The sequence below is a fragment of the Citrobacter sp. Colony219 genome (assembly GCF_019382635.1).
In the GTDB taxonomy this organism is placed as follows: domain Bacteria; phylum Pseudomonadota; class Gammaproteobacteria; order Enterobacterales; family Enterobacteriaceae; genus Citrobacter; species Citrobacter youngae.
Window position 1 is genome coordinate 3204999 of the sequence record NZ_CP080033.1, and the last position, 17602, is coordinate 3222600.

The 17602-nt window shown below is 49.4% G+C and carries 17 protein-coding genes and 1 riboswitch; of the genes, 4 read left to right on the forward strand and 13 right to left on the reverse strand.

The features are described from left to right. A riboswitch (TPP riboswitch) is annotated at positions 1 to 79 on the reverse strand. Between the two features lie 205 nt (positions 80 to 284). Then, entirely contained in the window at positions 285 to 617 is a 333-nt protein-coding gene (locus JTI85_RS14510; protein ID WP_086523387.1) for an RcnB family protein, read from the forward strand. A 40-nt stretch (positions 618 to 657) separates the two neighbouring features. On the opposite strand, the gene JTI85_RS14515 is transcribed toward JTI85_RS14510, so the two are convergent. The 6 genes from JTI85_RS14515 to apbC all read right to left on the reverse strand — a co-directional run bounded on the left by JTI85_RS14515 (position 658) and on the right by apbC (position 7361). Continuing rightward, the gene (locus JTI85_RS14515) at positions 658 to 1647 is read right to left on the reverse strand and encodes a fimbrial protein (RefSeq protein WP_124020718.1); all 990 of its coding nucleotides are present in this window, start codon (positions 1645 to 1647) and stop codon (positions 658 to 660) included. Positions 1648 to 1656: 9 nt separating this feature from the next. Next, positions 1657 to 4137 carry a fimbrial biogenesis outer membrane usher protein gene (locus JTI85_RS14520; RefSeq protein WP_115601790.1) on the reverse strand — a complete coding sequence of 827 codons (2481 nt, stop codon included), beginning with the start codon at positions 4135 to 4137 and terminating at the stop codon, positions 1657 to 1659. A 12-nt stretch (positions 4138 to 4149) separates the two neighbouring features. Then, the gene (locus JTI85_RS14525) at positions 4150 to 4833 is read right to left on the reverse strand and encodes a fimbria/pilus periplasmic chaperone (RefSeq protein ID WP_061068152.1); all 684 of its coding nucleotides are present in this window, start codon (positions 4831 to 4833) and stop codon (positions 4150 to 4152) included. A 47-nt stretch (positions 4834 to 4880) separates the two neighbouring features. Further along, a complete protein-coding gene (locus JTI85_RS14530; RefSeq protein WP_061068153.1) occupies positions 4881 to 5429 on the reverse strand; it encodes a fimbrial protein in 549 nt (182 codons plus the stop codon). Positions 5430 to 5706: 277 nt separating this feature from the next. After that, the gene (locus JTI85_RS14535) at positions 5707 to 5988 is read right to left on the reverse strand and encodes a DUF2574 family protein (protein WP_219351667.1); all 282 of its coding nucleotides are present in this window, start codon (positions 5986 to 5988) and stop codon (positions 5707 to 5709) included. A 263-nt stretch (positions 5989 to 6251) separates the two neighbouring features. Then, positions 6252 to 7361 (reverse strand): iron-sulfur cluster carrier protein ApbC, encoded by a 1110-nt coding sequence (apbC, locus tag JTI85_RS14540; RefSeq protein WP_048211189.1) that lies wholly within the window; start codon positions 7359 to 7361, stop codon positions 6252 to 6254. A gap of 164 nt (positions 7362 to 7525) precedes the next feature. Here apbC and metG point away from each other — a divergent pair, with 164 nt between their 5' ends. After that, positions 7526 to 9559: a methionine--tRNA ligase gene (metG, locus tag JTI85_RS14545; protein WP_048211188.1), complete on the forward strand. Its 2034-nt coding sequence runs from the start codon at positions 7526 to 7528 to the stop codon at positions 9557 to 9559. A gap of 115 nt (positions 9560 to 9674) precedes the next feature. Here the strand turns inward: metG and JTI85_RS14550 are convergent, their stop codons facing one another. Genes JTI85_RS14550 through JTI85_RS14560 form a run of 3 tightly spaced genes read right to left on the reverse strand, consistent with a single transcriptional unit; the run spans position 9675 to position 12593 of the window. Further along, a complete protein-coding gene (locus JTI85_RS14550) occupies positions 9675 to 10145 on the reverse strand; it encodes a DUF1456 family protein (RefSeq protein WP_124020721.1) in 471 nt (156 codons plus the stop codon). Between the two features lie 46 nt (positions 10146 to 10191). After that, the gene (gene btsR, locus JTI85_RS14555) at positions 10192 to 10911 is read right to left on the reverse strand and encodes a two-component system response regulator BtsR (RefSeq protein WP_005129174.1); all 720 of its coding nucleotides are present in this window, start codon (positions 10909 to 10911) and stop codon (positions 10192 to 10194) included. Beyond that, positions 10908 to 12593 carry a sensor histidine kinase gene (locus tag JTI85_RS14560; protein WP_061068154.1) on the reverse strand — a complete coding sequence of 562 codons (1686 nt, stop codon included), beginning with the start codon at positions 12591 to 12593 and terminating at the stop codon, positions 10908 to 10910. Before JTI85_RS14560 ends, btsR begins: the two co-directional genes overlap by 4 nt. A gap of 225 nt (positions 12594 to 12818) precedes the next feature. Here JTI85_RS14560 and mlrA point away from each other — a divergent pair, with 225 nt between their 5' ends. Both mlrA and JTI85_RS14570 read left to right on the forward strand, forming a co-directional pair. Then, positions 12819 to 13550, forward strand: a complete 732-nt coding sequence (gene mlrA, locus JTI85_RS14565; protein WP_048211186.1) for an HTH-type transcriptional regulator MlrA — start codon at positions 12819 to 12821, stop codon at positions 13548 to 13550. Between the two features lie 51 nt (positions 13551 to 13601). Beyond that, a complete protein-coding gene (locus JTI85_RS14570) occupies positions 13602 to 13709 on the forward strand; it encodes a protein YohO (protein WP_003027354.1) in 108 nt (35 codons plus the stop codon). On the opposite strand, the gene JTI85_RS14575 is transcribed toward JTI85_RS14570, so the two are convergent. The 4 genes from JTI85_RS14575 to JTI85_RS14590 are packed head-to-tail and all read right to left on the reverse strand — an operon-like array spanning position 13690 to position 17443. After that, positions 13690 to 14421 carry an ABC transporter permease gene (locus tag JTI85_RS14575; protein ID WP_219351669.1) on the reverse strand — a complete coding sequence of 244 codons (732 nt, stop codon included), beginning with the start codon at positions 14419 to 14421 and terminating at the stop codon, positions 13690 to 13692. The two genes, JTI85_RS14570 and JTI85_RS14575, sit on opposite strands and share 20 nt — an antisense overlap. Continuing rightward, entirely contained in the window at positions 14405 to 15352 is a 948-nt protein-coding gene (locus JTI85_RS14580; RefSeq protein ID WP_086523389.1) for an ABC transporter ATP-binding protein, read from the reverse strand. Before JTI85_RS14580 ends, JTI85_RS14575 begins: the two co-directional genes overlap by 17 nt. Then, on the reverse strand, positions 15345 to 16538 hold the full coding sequence (locus JTI85_RS14585) for an ABC transporter permease (RefSeq protein WP_219351670.1): 1194 nt from the start codon (positions 16536 to 16538) through the stop codon (positions 15345 to 15347). Before JTI85_RS14585 ends, JTI85_RS14580 begins: the two co-directional genes overlap by 8 nt. Beyond that, a complete protein-coding gene (locus tag JTI85_RS14590) occupies positions 16526 to 17443 on the reverse strand; it encodes an ABC transporter substrate-binding protein (protein ID WP_142879381.1) in 918 nt (305 codons plus the stop codon). Before JTI85_RS14590 ends, JTI85_RS14585 begins: the two co-directional genes overlap by 13 nt. Positions 17444 to 17602: the final 159 nt, after the last annotated feature.

Sequence of the window (17602 nt, forward strand, 5' to 3'; positions counted from 1 at the left end):
ACCTACGCTGGCATTATCCAGATCAGGTGGTACGGGTATTTCTCAGCCTTCACGCGGAAGGGCACCCCGAGTCGTTGAAACACAAATATGATATTCAGGTTTCAGCAACAGGATACTGTCTGCACGGCATGTTGTAAATTGCAGGCCAACATTGCCTACATATCTGCACTTCATTTACACTTTTTACGAAATAACTGGGGTACACACAAAATAGTGCTTGTCAGATATCCTGTAAGCCAGAAATGATACACGACTGATTTTGATGACCCGAAGAGGTAGAAAGGATGGGTATGAAAAATAAAATGTTGCTGGGCGCACTTCTGCTTGCGAGCAGCGTCGTCTGGGCCGCGCCAGCCGCAACAGCAGCCCCCACCGGTATCGATAAGTATGAGCTGAGCAGCTTTATTGCTGACTTCACCCATTTCAAACCCGGTGACAAGGTTCCACCACTGTATCTCACCGAAGAATACACCATTAAGCAGTGGAATCTGCGCAACCTGCCCGCACCGACGCCAGGCACCCACTGGACCTATATGGGCGGCGCGTATGTGCTGGTCAATGATGCCGACGGTAAAATCATTAAAGCCTACGACGGCGAGATTTTTTATCACCGGTAAAAAAACACGCACCCTATATAAAGGGTGCGTCAATTAAATATCACTCGTATTCCGTAACAACTTTAACTCTACTTTGTACTTTACCTGGTCGAATATTTTGTCCATATACAACATATCTCCCATATAGATTTAAGTTAACGCGTTGTTCTTCTGGAGTTACATCTTTAAAATTCAAAAGATCATAGCTGGAACTATTCCCTGCACTAAAATTAATTGCTTGACTTCCATTTAGTGAGATTTCAAACCCAACATCCCCAGCACCTCCATATTCATTTTCATATTCATTCTTGAGGATATTACCTTGAATACTCTCCGACTCAAAATGATACTTAAAAGAATAAGAGGACAATCCTTTATTGCAAATAAAAGATACGTTACCTGATGTAGGTTCAAGCTTTAGATACCTGGAAGCATTATTATTCAGATCTGATATCGTAACTGCTGGGGCAGTAAGTACACCATCATTAAATCTACAAGTTTTTGTCATTTGCGTGATTTGTGGGATATAAGTTACACGATAATAATGATTCGTATTATCATGCCCGAACAAACATCCTGTTGAAAAGCATTTCTCAGGAATAAAATCTATCTGGATGCCTTCATTTATATTTTTTGCATTTTGACTTACCCCAGTAGCTTTTGAAACAACATCAAAAGTTAAGGTAATTTCTGCCTTATTTATTTTTCCTATATCCATCTCTGTAAAAGAGTTTTTTTTATCATACAAGATATGTGCAGGGTCAGAAGAAAATGTAGCCCTCAAATATATGTCACCAGCATCAGCATGGTATACATAATAGGTTTCCCTAGGAAATTCTATACTAAATACAGTTTCCCCCCCCATGTCAAATAAATTTCTACATATAGGCTTATGCGTAAATTTAAAATTGGATATATTGACAACATTGCCTTTCATATTATTAAGCTTTAATTCATCGCCAGACACATAGGTTTCAGCCCCATTAGAAATATAACAATGACTACTTGCACCAAAACTAATTAATGCAATTAAAAAAAACAAATATTTCATATCCACCTCTCACCGACAAATATAAACTTTACTTTCATCAATCGTTTTGCCGAAAGTGATTGAGCATGAAAGTCCCTGTTGTTTATCGACCGCCACTTTTATCACCGATGGCACTTCATTGGTGCGAATAAAAAGCTGGCTTCCCTGGCCTACTACGCCAATATTGTGTCCATGATTGTCTTCAACTTCATAACCAAACGTCAGCGGTAAACCATCAGGGCGCTGCGCCCGGATATACCACGGTTTACGCTGGTCAGTATCAAATGTTGTCAGCACTACCGCACCGCGATATGGCGCAACGTTCCGGCGGTTCCCCTGCAGATCGGTTTCACTATTGGTATTGGACACATCCAGCATCAGATGGTTTTCGCGATAAGGCGTTAAGCCGTCGTAAACCACCACGCCATTGTGGTCAGTGGTGCGATATTTCTGCCCGTTCACATACGCCCCTTCCAGACCAGGCGCATGCATGACGGCAAACGTTTCTGACAGTCTGTTGGCTAAATTCACGCCACCAGACCAGGCCACAAGGCCACCTGAAATACTGCCGCCAGTTTGTGTGTATTTAGACGACTGACTGTAGCTGCCGTTAAGCGTCGCAACTGGCGCATTCCACGTCAGATTGCCGCCTGCCGTTGTTTCGCTACCCTGCCGCTGATGGCTCAGATTCACCCCATAGTTAAACTGATCGCGACTGCCTGCGGTGCCCGAAAGTCCGGTATTGTTGGACGCAAAACCATCATCATCAAACGTCGTGGAATTAGACACATATAAATGCCTGCGTGGAGCGCTAATATCATCTCCCCAATCGAAAGGTATAGAGATAAAGACGTTAAAACGTTTATCTTCATGATGATCTTCATCGTAAGTCTGGCTGGCGGAAAAGGTATAGCTAATCCGTTGCCAGCTATTGGAATAGCTAACCTGATAATCTTTACTGTTACCGCTCCGTCCCCAGTAATCGCGCCACAGCGTACTGAGCGAAAAAGAGCCCCAACCTTGCGGCAAAGACTGGCTGACGTTAGCCGAAAAGCTGTTTTTACGACCAAAATCATTCTGGTAATAATCCGCGATGTCGTACACATCATTTTCATCGCGATGGTAGTTGTTCTTATTGTTTGCCCAGACATGATCGTTAAATGTCCGATAATCCCGTGATGAGTAGCGATAAGCTGCCAGGCCAAAACGGGTGGCGGTTTGCGTCAAATATTTGTTATAGGCAATCTGGTAGCTCTGCCCGTCAAACACATCACCATTATCCTGTTTGCTGTGCGATTGTGTCGCATCGACGGAAATCGCGCCGATACGTGTATTCCAGCCGGTTCCAAGCGTAAACGCATTGTAGTTATCTGCCAGCATGGTGCCGCCATACAGCGTTAACAGATTATTCAGCCCGTATTGGTAGCTCATCTGCGCAAAATCGGTCTGGTTGCTGGCGCCTTCGATATGGCTACGTCCAGCGGCAAAATCATATTTTGAGACCCCCGGCTGCAGCATATTGGGCACCGCAGCGTACGGTACCAGATAGGTTGTTACCGAGCCGTCAGCCTCTTTGATACTGACGTCAAGATCCGCTCCCCCTCCAGCCAGCTGCAAATCAGCAATGGAGAACGGGCCAGGCGGAACCTCTTTCTGGTAAACCACAAAACCGTTTTGTTCGATGGTAACCAGCGCGTTGCTTTGCGCAATCCCCTGAACCAGCGGCGTAAAATTCTGCTTTGAGTTTGGCAGCATCTGCATATCGCGATACAGCCGCACGCCCCGAAAACGTACCGCGTCAAAAATATCTGATGAGGTATACATATCCCCGGCACGCAGAGTGCCCAGAATTTGCGGGATGCCACGTTCCAGATACAGGGTATTACTTTTCCACTCCCCGTTGCTGTCATCGGTTTTGTTATAGCTGGCATCGGAATGCAACTGCCAGCCCAGCAGATTTAACCCACTGGTAAAGCGTGCATAGGTACTTTTACTGTTACCAGAATCCTTATAGTCGCTGTAATACTGGCTGGCATAGTACGAGGTATAGAAGGCATTGATGCCACGATCCCAGTTTTCCGGAGGAACATAGCCATTCTCAAGCTCATCGACATACGCCTGCGGTACGCTGAGATCAAGACGAAACGTGCCGATATTCCAGGCGTAACTGCCTCCCTGTACCGCCTGCTTTAGGGTTGGGCATTCATTCTGCTGGTCCAATGCTTGTGTATTTATCCCCAGACGCGTTAATGCGTCACGGGATAAACAGGTGTCATCCGGATTATCCTTAACGGTTATTTCATACTTACCACGCCACTGCTTATTGACGTAGATATCAATATCATATTGGCCTGGCAGTGGTTGGTTATCATCGAGGCGAAAATTTGAGACTTTTTCGCCTTTCATACCGCCCATCATAAAGTGGGTGTCAAACGTATCTTCTGCGGCCTGGGCGTCAATGCCAACCAACAACAGCAGTATTGCCGAAGCAAGCGGAGTCATCCTTAACATAACCAGCTCCTGTTATTTTAGGCTGACGTTATCACTAATATAATTGCCGTGATCGTCAATAATGGTCATTTTATACTGATTGGCATTAGTATTTTTCAATGCCACATTCGCACTGGAGAGCGGAGCAAGCATAATACTTTCATTGTTGATTTTGACATTATTAGCTTTAACTTCTGTCACCGTAACCCAGTTAGCAGCATCATTTCTGATAGAATAACTATTACCACTGCGTGTTAACGCCAGTTTATGGAAAGTATTTTTATTAACGGCGGAAATACCTTTTGGCCGATAAAAAAGTTTAATTCGATTCTGCATGGCGAATTTGAGTACATTTTTTCCGGCGCTATCAGGATTATTCGGTGGAATATCCAGTACATTAAGAAAAAATAAACTCTCTTTATCGTTAGGCAGCGTATTCGGCATTTTTTTAATTTTCAGTTGCTGGCCTGAATCTCCGGGAATCTTCGCTACTGGAGGTGTAAGCATAAAGGGTACGTTAATTTTTTCCGGCGGTAATGACGTATTGCCGTCATCAATCCATGATTGCACCAGTGACGAACGCTCCCCTTGGTTCATCAACTGTACCAGAACTTCATTTTTTTCTGCTGGGTAGATTACGCGAGTACCATAAATCACGATCCCTGCGTGTCCAGAAAAAGAGCATATCACAAGCATTGAGATAAATATTCGTTTCATACGGTGCCATCCAAAATAATGCCGGTAATAATTACCGGCAAAATAATTTATTCAGCCGAAACAGAAAAAGTGACTGTGGCGCTAAGTTGACCATTTTTAACCGGATTTAAATTCAATCGAGAATAGTCGGCATCAAAATTCAAAGTATAGATCTCCCCTTCCCCTCCCAGCGTTTTATTTAAAGATGAAATATCAATAACGCCAGTTTTATCAATATGCTTTTCGTCCATTTTAAGTTTGAAACCAACGTTAGTATCCGCCCCTGTTGACGGTTTAATAATGCCGCCATCACCAAAAACAACATTTGTGATATTAATGCTTGTTAACTTCGAATTCCCAGGGCAAATTATCTTCATATTTGTTGCTTTTTGGGCATTGCCTTCAACCACCTCCCCGACCGCTTTATTGGCGAAAAGTGATGCATCAACGGCATTCAATTGAAGAATTTCAGAGTCTTTGCCACTGTCAAAATAGCAAGAAGATCCTTTAATTTCCCCATTAATAGTTAGAGTACCCTCTTCATTATTAGCAGCAAAAACCCCAGCGCTCATAAATACAGCAGACAAGACAGCAGCAGAAATAATTGAACGTTTCATAATATCTTCCTTAATGAATTAATTTCGATTTGTTAAGAGGGGTTATCTCTTGAAATTAAATTCTCACAGGTGAAACGTTGCCGCAATGTAAACACGTTGTTTTATTGATTTAAAACAAGTTACAAATCGCAATATACATGTAACAAATAAATCAGGATTTGTATTATTTTCAGGATTAATAAATTTATGCGATTAACTGTCTGGATAAATTTATTCTATGCATAGAAAACCACATATCATTCATTAAAATGATATGTGGTTAATAAAGGCGTTCTTTTTAATCGTAGCGATTGAGTACGATCTGTCGCGTGGTATCGCCAGGGACTGTAACCATTTCCGTCACCACCCCACGTGCAGGTGAAGAAGCGACATTGTTAACAGTTGAAAAATGGAACGTCTTACCACACCGCTGTTGCACGTTGTTATTTACAACATCGGTACTACAGGTTGGTTCGGTTACTCGTCCACTGATTGTTAAGGTCGCGGTATCGGAAGCAAACGCAGATGCACTTATTCCATAAGTCAGAATTATAGTTCCCATCAGCGAGCTAATTTTCATTTTTATCGTCACCTCTGTGGTTAACATCAAATAACATGCAGATGGCCTGTCAGCGTAATACGGGTGAAACGCGCTGTTCAATCCAATGGAAATTATAGATTAATGAGATCAATTTGATCAATTACAATGATGCATTGAGGGCGTTCATTCAGAAAAAGACATGGTTTATTAAGGCAGGATGAAATATATCGTGGACTTTTTAGCTCGATATATTCACCACATCAATATATCATTGATGTGGTGAATATTTGTAACACTGTTAATTACACGGCGCGGAAGGCGATCTCACCAGGGATAACTTCTCCCTGCCAGTAAAGCTGGGCAGCAACACGCCCTGCCAGGCTGCGGTAAATCGCGGTGAATTCACTGTCGGGACGACTGATAACCGTCGGCATACCGCGGTCGAGATCTTCACGCAAGGAAATATGCAGCGGCATTTGTCCCAGCAGTTGGGTGTGATACTGCTCGGCCAGTTTCTGCGCGCCACCGGTGCCAAAGATAGGCTCGTGATGACCGCAGTTGCTGCAAATATGCATACTCATATTCTCAACAATACCCAGCACCGGCACCTCGACTTTCTCGAACATCACAATGCCTTTTTTCGCATCGATCAGCGCAATGTCCTGCGGCGTAGTCACCACAACAGCACCCGTTACCGGAATGTTCTGCGCCAGCGTCAACTGGATGTCACCCGTACCCGGCGGCATATCCAGTACCAGGTAATCAAGATCCGGCCATAAGGTTTCCTGCAGCATCTGCAGCAGCGCTTTACTGGCCATCGGGCCGCGCCACACCATCGCGTTATCGTCAGTGACCAGATAACCAATGGAGTTCGTCGCCAGACCGTGAGACATGATCGGCGCCATGTGGGTGCCATCTGGCGAGGTTGGACGCTGGTTTTCCGCGCCGAGCATTGTCGGGATAGACGGGCCATAAATATCGGCGTCCAGAATACCTACCTTCGCTCCTTCCGCAGCCAGCGCCAGCGCCAGGTTCACGGCGGTAGAGGATTTACCCACACCGCCTTTACCCGAACTGACGGCGATGATGTTTTTTACACCATTTATGCCCGGCTGGTTTTTCACACGCTTCAGCGTCGCGATGTTATGCGACAGTTTCCAGTCGATCGCTTTCGCTCCGGTAATGCGCAGCAGATCGGCGCTACATTGCTCTTTTAAGTCCTCAAACGCGCTATGCCAGACAAACGGCATGACCAGCTCAACGTGCAACGTGTCATCCATCCAGGCGACGTGATGCAACGCTTTAAGCGTCGTCAGATTATGCTTCAGGGTTGAATGCTGAAAATTCGCCAGCGTCCCGGCAACCATCGCGCGCAGGGTCTCTGGTGATTTGGCCTGGGATTGTGCGTTCATCCCGACTCCTTTTTGTTGTTCTGAATATACAATAGTCACCAGGTAGTTTACTCCAACCGCAACAATTATTCATTTACGGATAAATGCCCTTATCGCTTGGCGCAGTAATTACCATTTTGGTACTATCAAAGCCCTTTTCACTACAAAAGAAGTAATTGCCCACTATGACTCAAGTCGCGAAGAAAATTCTGGTAACGTGCGCGCTGCCGTACGCCAACGGCTCAATCCACCTCGGCCATATGCTGGAGCACATCCAGGCTGATGTCTGGGTCCGTTACCAGCGAATGCGCGGCCACCAGGTTAACTTCATCTGCGCGGACGACGCACACGGTACGCCAATCATGCTGAAAGCACAGCAGCTTGGGATCACACCAGAGCAGATGATCGGTGAAATGAGTCAGGAGCATCAGACTGATTTTGCAGGTTTTGACATTAGCTATGACAACTACCACTCAACGCACAGCGAAGAGAACCGTGAGCTGTCTGAGCTGATTTACACACGCCTGAAGGAGAACGGTTTTATTAAGAACCGTACGATTTCCCAGCTTTACGACCCGGAAAAAGGTATGTTCCTGCCGGATCGTTTCGTTAAAGGCACCTGCCCGAAATGTAAATCTCCGGATCAGTACGGCGATAACTGTGAAGTCTGCGGCGCAACCTACAGCCCGACTGAACTTATCGAGCCGAAATCCGTTGTGTCTGGCGCGACGCCGGTAATGCGTGACTCCGAGCACTTTTTCTTTGACCTGCCGTCGTTCAGCGAAATGCTGCAGGCGTGGACGCGCAGCGGTGCGTTGCAGGAGCAAGTGGCGAACAAAATGCAGGAGTGGTTTGAATCCGGCCTGCAGCAGTGGGATATTTCCCGCGATTCACCGTACTTCGGTTTTGAAATCCCGAATGCACCGGGCAAGTATTTCTACGTCTGGCTGGATGCGCCAATTGGCTACATGGGCTCGTTCAAAAACCTGTGCGACAAGCGTGGCGACACAACCAGCTTTGATGAGTACTGGAAGAAAGATTCCGACGCCGAGCTGTATCACTTCATCGGTAAAGATATCGTCTACTTCCACAGCCTGTTCTGGCCTGCCATGCTGGAAGGCAGTAATTTCCGTAAGCCGACCAACCTGTTCGTTCACGGGTATGTGACGGTAAACGGCGCGAAGATGTCCAAGTCTCGCGGAACCTTCATTAAAGCCAGCACCTGGCTGAAACACTTTGATGCCGACAGTTTGCGTTACTACTACACCGCGAAACTCTCTTCGCGCATTGATGATATCGACCTGAATCTGGAAGACTTTGTCCAGCGCGTTAACGCCGATATCGTTAACAAAGTGGTCAACCTGGCGTCGCGTAACGCGGGCTTTATTGCTAAGCGTTTTGACGGCATTCTGGCTGCTGAACTGGCCGATCCGGCACTGTACAAAACCTTTACCGACGCCGCAGCGGTAATTGGCGAAGCGTGGGAAAGCCGTGAATTCGGGAAAGCAATCCGCGAAATCATGGCGCTGGCCGACGTGGCGAACCGCTACGTTGACGAACAGGCACCGTGGGTCGTGGCTAAACAGGAAGGCCGTGACGCCGACCTGCAGGCAATTTGCTCCATGGGTATTAACCTGTTCCGCGTTCTGATGACGTACCTGAAACCGGTACTGCCGACGCTTGCTGAACGTGTTGAGGCATTCCTGAACAGCGACCTGTCCTGGGATGCCATTGAGCAACCGCTGCTCGGTCACAAGGTCAACACCTTTAAGGCGCTCTACAACCGTATCGACATGAAACAGGTAGAAGCGCTGGTGGAAGCCTCCAAAGAAGAAGTGAAAGCCGCAGCCACACCGGTGACCGGCCCGCTGGCGGATGACCCTATCCAGGACACTATCACCTTTGACGATTTCGCTAAAGTTGATCTGCGCGTGGCGCTGATTGAAAACGCCGAGTTCGTGGAAGGTTCCGACAAACTGCTGCGCCTGACGCTGGATCTTGGCGGTGAGAAGCGTAACGTCTTCTCCGGTATTCGCTCCGCCTACCCGGATCCGCAAGCCCTGATTGGTCGCCAGACTATTATGGTGGCGAACCTGGCGCCGCGTAAGATGCGCTTCGGTATCTCTGAAGGGATGGTGATGGCAGCAGGCCCTGGCGGAAAAGACATCTTCCTGTTAAGCCCGGATGACGGTGCGAAACCTGGTCAGCAGGTGAAATAACAAAAAAGCCGGAGATTATCTCCGGCTTTTTTTTGTTTTTTTCCGGCTGTCGGCTTCGCCTTACCCGGTCTACAAATCCCGTAGGTCCTGCAAGCACCGCGCCGCTGGCCAAAAATCACGACCTCGCGTTATGTACTCGCGCAGTTAAACCGCGCAAGAAATAGCGCAAGAATTGATCGCCACATTCGCGATAATTTTTATGGTCCGGTGCACGCATCATCGCGGTGATTTCCGGCATCGATACGCGAAATTTCTGTTCGGTCATGATGGCCAGAATATCATCAGTTTTCAGTGAAAACGCGATACGCAGTTTTTTCAGCACCGTATTGTTGTTAACACGACGTTCAATCGCCAGTTCCGGCGCAGAATCATCTTTGCCACGGAGATGGTAGATAAGACCGTTCAGGAAACCGGAGAGAATGATATCCGGGCAGCGAACAAACCCGTCCTCATCTTCTTTTGTCATCCAGGTGTCGAAACCTGCTGAGGTGGATTCCATCTCAGCAAGCGCAAGAATGCGCACCATATCGTTATTGTTCGCTTTCAGGGTGTAGCGCAGGCTACGAAGAATATCGTTACTTAGCATAGAGCCTTCAACTGTCGGTGATGCAATGGCGCGCAGTGTACCAGTTTTACAGGCCAATCGCCTCTTTTAGACTTTTGAGGTACCGACGGCTCACCGGGACAGTCAGTCCGTTACGTAAAATCAGCTCAGCCTGACCGTTATCTTCCAGACGGATCTCCTGCAAATGGGCCATGTTGACCAGGTATTGTCGGTGGCAGCGCAGCAGCGGAGTACGACTCTCCAGCGTTCTGAGCGTCAGCTCGGTGAATCCTTCTTTGCCATCGCTACTGGTCACATAAACGCCGCTCATCCGACTGCTGACAAACGCCACATCATCCATTTGCAGCAGATAGATTCGGCTATGACCGCTACATGGAATGAACTTAAGCGCCTGCTGATGTTCCGGCAGTAACGACACATCCTGCTTCGTGCGCTCCTGACGTAAACGGATCAGCGTTTTCTCCAGCCGCGTTTCTTCAATCGGCTTAAGCAGATAATCAAAGGCATGTTCTTCAAAGGCTTTCACTGCATATTCGTCAAAAGCGGTGAGAAAAACGATATACGGGCGATGCTCGGGATCCAGCATACCCACCATTTCCAGCCCGCTGATACGCGGCATCTGGATATCGAGGAACAGCACATCCGGACGCAGCTTATGTACTGCACCAATGGCCTCTACCGCATTCGAACACTCTCCGACTATCTCGATGTCGCTTTGCTCCTGTAACAGGATCCGCAGGTTCTCCCGCGCTAACGGTTCATCATCGACAATCAGCACTTTGATCATGCCAGTTCCTCCAGGGGAAGTCGTAAAGTAATTCGGGTAAAGAGGTCAGGCTCACAGGCTACGCTGATGCCAAAATCATCGCCAAACCGTTCCCGCAGGCGTTTGTCCACCAGACTCATTCCAAGCCCGCTGGACTCAGTCGTGGGCTGATACAGTCCGGCATTATCTTCAATATCCAGCATCAGATACTGCCCTTCCTGACGAGCCGTGATAGAGACTTCTCCGGTATCAAGTAGCTGGGAAGTGCCATGCTTAATCGCATTCTCGACTATCGGTTGCAGAGTAAACGCAGGTAATTGCTGATACGCAAGCGCTTCCGGGACCGTTAAGGTCACCTGCAGACGGGACTGGAATCGTGCCTTTTCAATTTGCAGATAGGCATTTACGTGTTCAATTTCATCAGCCAGCGTCACAATTTCCGACGGTCGTTTTAAATTCTTACGAAAGAAAGTCGAGAGATATTGCACCAGTTGGCTGGCCTGTTCGCTGTCACGACGGATCACGGCTTTAATCGTATTCAACGCGTTAAACAGAAAATGGGGATTAACCTGAGCGTGCAGAAGTTTGATTTCTGACTGCGTCAGCATCGCTTTTTGTCGCTCATATTGTCCGGCCAGGATTTGCGCGGAAAGCAACTGGGCGATCCCTTCTCCCAGCGTGCGGTTAATTGAGCTAAAGAGACGGTTTTTAGCTTCATACAGTTTAATCGTCCCCATCACCCGCTGGTTTTCACCACGCAACGGGATCACCAGCGTCGACCCTAATTTGCATTGCGGATGCAATGAACAGCGATAAGGCACTTCATTACCATCGGCATACACGACTTCTCCGGTTTCAATCGCCCGTTGAGTATATGAAGAGGATATGGGCTTGCCTGGCAGGTGATGGTCATCACCAATGCCGGTAAACGCCAGTAGCTTCTCGCGGTCAGTAATCGCCACCGCACCGATATCCAACTCTTCATACAGCACCTGAGCGACCTTCATGCTGTTAACCTCGTTAAATCCCTGTCGCAGAATCCCCTCCGTAGAGGCGGCAACTTTTAGCGCAGTGGCAGAAAACGCCGAGGTGTATTTTTCAAACATCGCGCGTTTGTCGAGCAGAATACGCATAAACAACGCAGCGCCAACGGTATTGGTCACCATCATCGGCGCGGCAATGTTACTGACCAGGTGCAAGGCATCCTCAAAGGGACGCGCAATCAGCAAAATGATCAGCATCTGCACCAGCTCGGCGACAAAGGTAATCGCGCCCGCAGTCAGTGGACTAAACACTTTATCAGTACGGCCACGTCGGGTAAGGACACTATGTACCAGTCCCCCAAGCAGGCCTTCCACGATGGTCGAAATCATGCAACTGAGCGCCGTCATGCCCCCCATCGAATAGCGATGAAGACCGCCGGTCAGGCCAACCAGTCCCCCAACAACAGGACCGCCAAGCAGACCGCCCATCACCGCGCCGATGGCGCGAGTATTCGCAATGGAGTCTTCAATATGCAGCCCAAAGTAGGTGCCCATGATGCAAAAGATGGAGAAGGTGACGTAACACAGAAGTTTGTGCGGCAGTCGTATAGTGACCTGCATCAGCGGGATAAACAGGCGCGTCTTGCTCATTAGCCACGCGATAACGAGAAACACGCACATCTGCTGAAGCAGCAGCAACACCAGATTAAACTCGTACATACCCGCCAACCACACATTTCTTAAAAGCGCGTAACATACATGGGCTGCGCGTAACTTTCTTTGAACTGTTGCAAAAAAACAGGAATTTGTGAGAACGATCACTCGAAAGCGCGAGTATGACGACAATCTCACCCTTCTTTTGATCAAAAAACAGACAAAACTACCTGGTTCGCAAAAGAGCGTCTAAAGTAAAACTGGGACCTCGCGAGCAAGAGTGAGACAACGATGGCGCTTTACACGATAGGTGAAGTGGCTTTGCTTTGTGATATCAACCCTGTCACTTTACGTGCATGGCAGAGGCGTTACGGATTACTAAAACCTCAGCGTACAGACGGGGGGCATCGCCTGTTTAACGATGCGGACATTGACAGGATCCGTGAGATAAAACGCTGGATAAATAATGGCGTTCAGGTCAGTAAAGTTAAAATGTTACTCAGCAATGAGAACATTGATGTGCATAACGGTTGGCGTGAGCAACAAGAAACGCTATTGAGCTATTTGCAAAGTAACAATTTGCACAGCCTCAGGTTGTGGATCAAAGAGCGTGGTCAGGATTACCCTGCGCAAACGCTCAATACGCATTTGTTTATTCCCTTACGCCGACGTCTGCAATGCCAGCAGCCCATTCTTCAGGCGCTATTGGGGATCCTTGACGGTGTGCTCATCAATTATATTGCGATTTGCCTTGCCTCGGCGCGTAAAAAACAGGGTAAAGATGCCCTGGTAGTCGGCTGGAATATCCACGATACCACCCGCTTATGGCTGGAAGGCTGGGTTGCCAGCCAGCAAGGATGGCGTGTTGATGTACTGGCCCACTCGCTCAATCAGCTACGGCCCGAACTGTTTGAAGGACGCACCCTGCTCGTCTGGTGCGGAGAGAACCAAACCCCTGCACAACACCAACAACTGGATGAGTGGCGCGCGTTAGGTCACGATATTTATCCACTCGGTATTTAATATTTTATTAACAAACGTGTACAATCCTTGAATTCACATAAGGAGTACAAAATGAGCGCAGCTAAAATCGGTGTTATAACCCTCTTCCTGCTGATGGCCATCGGTGGTATCGGCGGCGTGATGCTGGCAGGTTATACCTTTATTTTACGTGCCGGGTAAGGTAGTACGCTAATCGCTCAAACCCGCGATCGACAATGACTGCGGCCAATGCGACCAGCAGCGCCCCCTGGATCACATAGGCGGTATTAAACCCGCTTAACCCGATAATAATCGGTGTTCCTAACGTATTCGCACCAACGGTAGAGGCAATCGTTGCGGTGCCAATATTAATAATCACTGACGTGCGAATCCCGGCCAGAATAACCGGTGCCGCGAGCGGAAGTTCGACTTTCCGTAGCCGCTGCCCCTGACTCATGCCCATCCCGCTGGCGATATCTATTACGCTGGCAGAGATCCCTCCCAGCCCTGCCAGCGTTGCCTGTAAGATCGGTAACACCCCATACAGGATCAGCGCGATAATCGCAGGCTCCGAGCCAAACCCCATCACCGGTACGGCGATCGCCAGCACCGCAACCGGCGGAAAAGTTTGCCCCACGGCGGCAATGGTTTCCACTATCGGCCTGAATTCCGCGCCCCAGGATCGGGTTACCGCTACACCTGCCCCAACGCCAATAATGACAGCAATCAGGCTTGAAATGCCCACCAGCGTGAAATGCGCCAGCGCCAGTGCCATAAAGCTCTCTTGCTGATAAACAGGACGCGGCAATTGGGGAAACAACGCGCTGAACAGTGTCTGGCTGTGGGGCAATCCCACCAGCAACACCAGGAACAGCGCAATGAGCCACAGCAGAGGATCAAACAGATGTTTCACTGTGCGGTGTCTCCGAAAGCAGATCGTGAAAATGCAACGTACCACGGGCCACGCCATGGGCATTAACCACCGGCAACACATCACAGCCACGGGCGACAAAAACAGATAACGCATCACGTAACGTCATCTCGTCCACCAACGGCTCACCGGCCAACTGTTCACCACGACGGGTAAAATCTCCCACCGTGCGCAATGACAGCAGTCTTACACCCAGTTCACTGTGGCCAAAAAAGGTCCGCACGAAATCATTCACCGGAGCCGTCAACATCGACAGCGGCGTGCCCTGCTGCACCACCTGGCCCGCATCCATTAACACCAGGTGCTCCGCCAGTCTCAGCGCTTCATCGATATCATGCGTCACCAACACGATGGTACGACCCAACAGACGGTGGATACGCGTCATCTCCTGCTGTAGCGCACTGCGTGTTACCGGATCCAGCGCGCCAAAAGGTTCGTCCATCAGCAGGACCTGAGGGTCAGCCGCCAGCGCGCGTGCCACACCGACCCGCTGCTGTTGGCCGCCGGAAAGCTGATGCGGATAGCGGTGACGCAAATCCGCTTCCAACCCCAGCAACGCCATCAGTTCTTCTGTTCGGTCATCAATACGTGCACGTGACCACTTCTGCAGCTGTGGTACGGTGGCAATGTTCTGGGCGACAGTCCAGTGTGGAAATAAGCCAATCGACTGGATGGCATAGCCCATACGTCGTCTTAATTCCAGCACCGGCAGGCTACGGATCTCTTCCCCGGCAAAACGGATCTGCCCACTGTCATGCTCGACCAGCCGGTTGATCATTTTCAACGTGGTGGATTTCCCCGAACCGGAGGTCCCAATTAATACCGAAAAGCTCCCTTCGCCTAAATGCAGATTGAGATCGCTCACGGCCTGTTGCTGGTTATAGGTTTTATTGACATGGCTAAATTCAATCATCGTTTGTCACCTTCAGCAGCGCTAAGCCTAAATCAAACAGCGCATCAATCAGCACTGCCAGTACCACCACCGGAATCACACCCAGTAGCACTAAATCAACGGCGCTACTGAGCAGTCCCTGAAAGACCAACGCGCCAAATCCGCCAGCCCCAATCAATGCGGCAATGACCGCCATCCCCACCGTCTGTACCATCACCACCCGCAAGCTACGCAGGAAAACGGGTAGCGCTAACGGAAGCTGCACCGAAAGAAAACGCTGACGCGCGCTCATCCCCATCGCCCGAGCACTTTCCATCACATCACGCGGAACCTGATTCAGCCCAGCCACCACGCCACGAACCAGTGGCAATAAGGCATACAGCACCAGCGCAATCAGCGCCGGCGTCAGGCCCGTTCCCGCTACGCCGAGCGAGCTAAGCCACGGGAAATGCTTAACCAGTCCGGCAAGCGGCGCGATCAACAAACCAAACAACGCGACGGAGGGGATCGTCTGGATGATATTCAGCACAGCAAATATTGGCCCCTGACGCGAAGCAGAAAAGGTGCACCAGATACCCAGCGGCACGCCAATACACAGCGCAGGCACCACAGTACCGAACAGAATAGTCAGGTGCTGCGCCAGAGCATCATCAAAGACATCATGGCGGTTGGCATATTCTTTGAGCAGAGAAAGATCGTTAAGGGTGCCGGTCAGCAGCAGCGCCACTGGCACAATGACAATTTGCGCATGCAGCACCCAGCGCCACAGCGGCTGAGCGGTGATACGCCGAATGGCGTCACTGCCAGCCAGCAACAACACCCCTACCCCAAGCCAGAAACCGCTCCCCAGGCTGGTTCTGGCGACAGAAGTTCCCGTCTGAGCCAGATGCGTTGCCGTTTTCCCGGCCATAAACAACGCCGCTATCACCAGTAACTGGACAATAACCAGCGTCAATACACTGCCGGATTTACCGGGTATGAAGCATAGAACCACGAGCAGTAAAAGTGTCGCCGCCAGTCCCCACGCCATGTGGGGCCAGACCTCCCAGAGTTGGCGGCCTTCACCGGAAACCAGACGATTAGGGGCATAACTGATGAAAGGAAGCGCGGCTGCGGCCACGGTCAGAACCACCAGCAGCAACAGCACCCGATTAACGGATATCTTCGACACAACACTCACCTGCTGCAAATCCGTTACTTCACCCATCCTTTTTGCTTCAGGTAATCTGCCGCGACTTTTTTCGCATCCAGCCCCTCAACGGCGATACTGGCGTTGAGCTGCTGCAGCGTTTTTTCATCCAGGCTGGCAAATACCGGCTGTAGCCATTCCCCCATTTGCGGGTAGTCTTTCAGCACCGACTCACGCACGACGGGCGCTGGCGCGTAAATCGGCTGAACCCCTTTAGGATCGCTTAATGTTTGCAGCCCCAGCGCGGCAACAGGGCCATCGGTTCCGTAAGCCATTGCGGCATTAACTCCGGAGGTCTGCTGCGCCGCAGCTTTAATTGTCACTGCGGTATCGCCCCCTGCCAGCGACAACAATTGGTTCTGATTGAGTTTGAAGTCATACGCTTTTTCAAATGCGGGCAGCGCGTCTGCACGCTCAATAAACTCAGCAGAGGCCGCCAGTTTGAACGTCCCCCCCTCTTTCAGGTAGCGGCCTAAATCCGCAAGAGAGACAAGTTTGTTTTTTTCAGCGATATCCTGACGTACTGCAATAGTCCAGGTATTGTTGGCTGGCGCAGGCGTTAGCCAAATCAGTTTATTTTGCTCAGCGTCCAGTTTTTTCACTTTCTCGAAACCGGCCTGCGCATTTTTCCACGCGGGGTCGTTTTCATCTTTAAAAAAGAATGCGCCATTGCCGGTATATTCCGGATAAATATCCAGTTCACCGGAAGTGATGGCCCCACGCACCACGGGCGTAGTGCCCAGTTGTACTTTATTGACAGTTTTCACGCCGTGGCTCTCAAGCACCTGCAAAATAATATTGCCGAGCAGCGCCCCTTCGGTATCAATTTTTGACCCCACAGTGACGGGTGACGCGGCCTGTAAAGGCAAGCTTATCGTGGCCAGTAACGCCAGCGAACCCACCCATACCTTTGAGATTATCATGCTGCTCTCCTCATCCTTTTGCTGCCCTTTTCAGAGACTTGAGGAAAAAGCATAGTCGAAAAATCAGGGCTTAACCTGCAATTGGGGAGTAAGAGAGGGATTCGTTAACCGTAACGTGATGAGAAATAAGAAGCAGACGCGGCGCGTACGCCTAAAGAT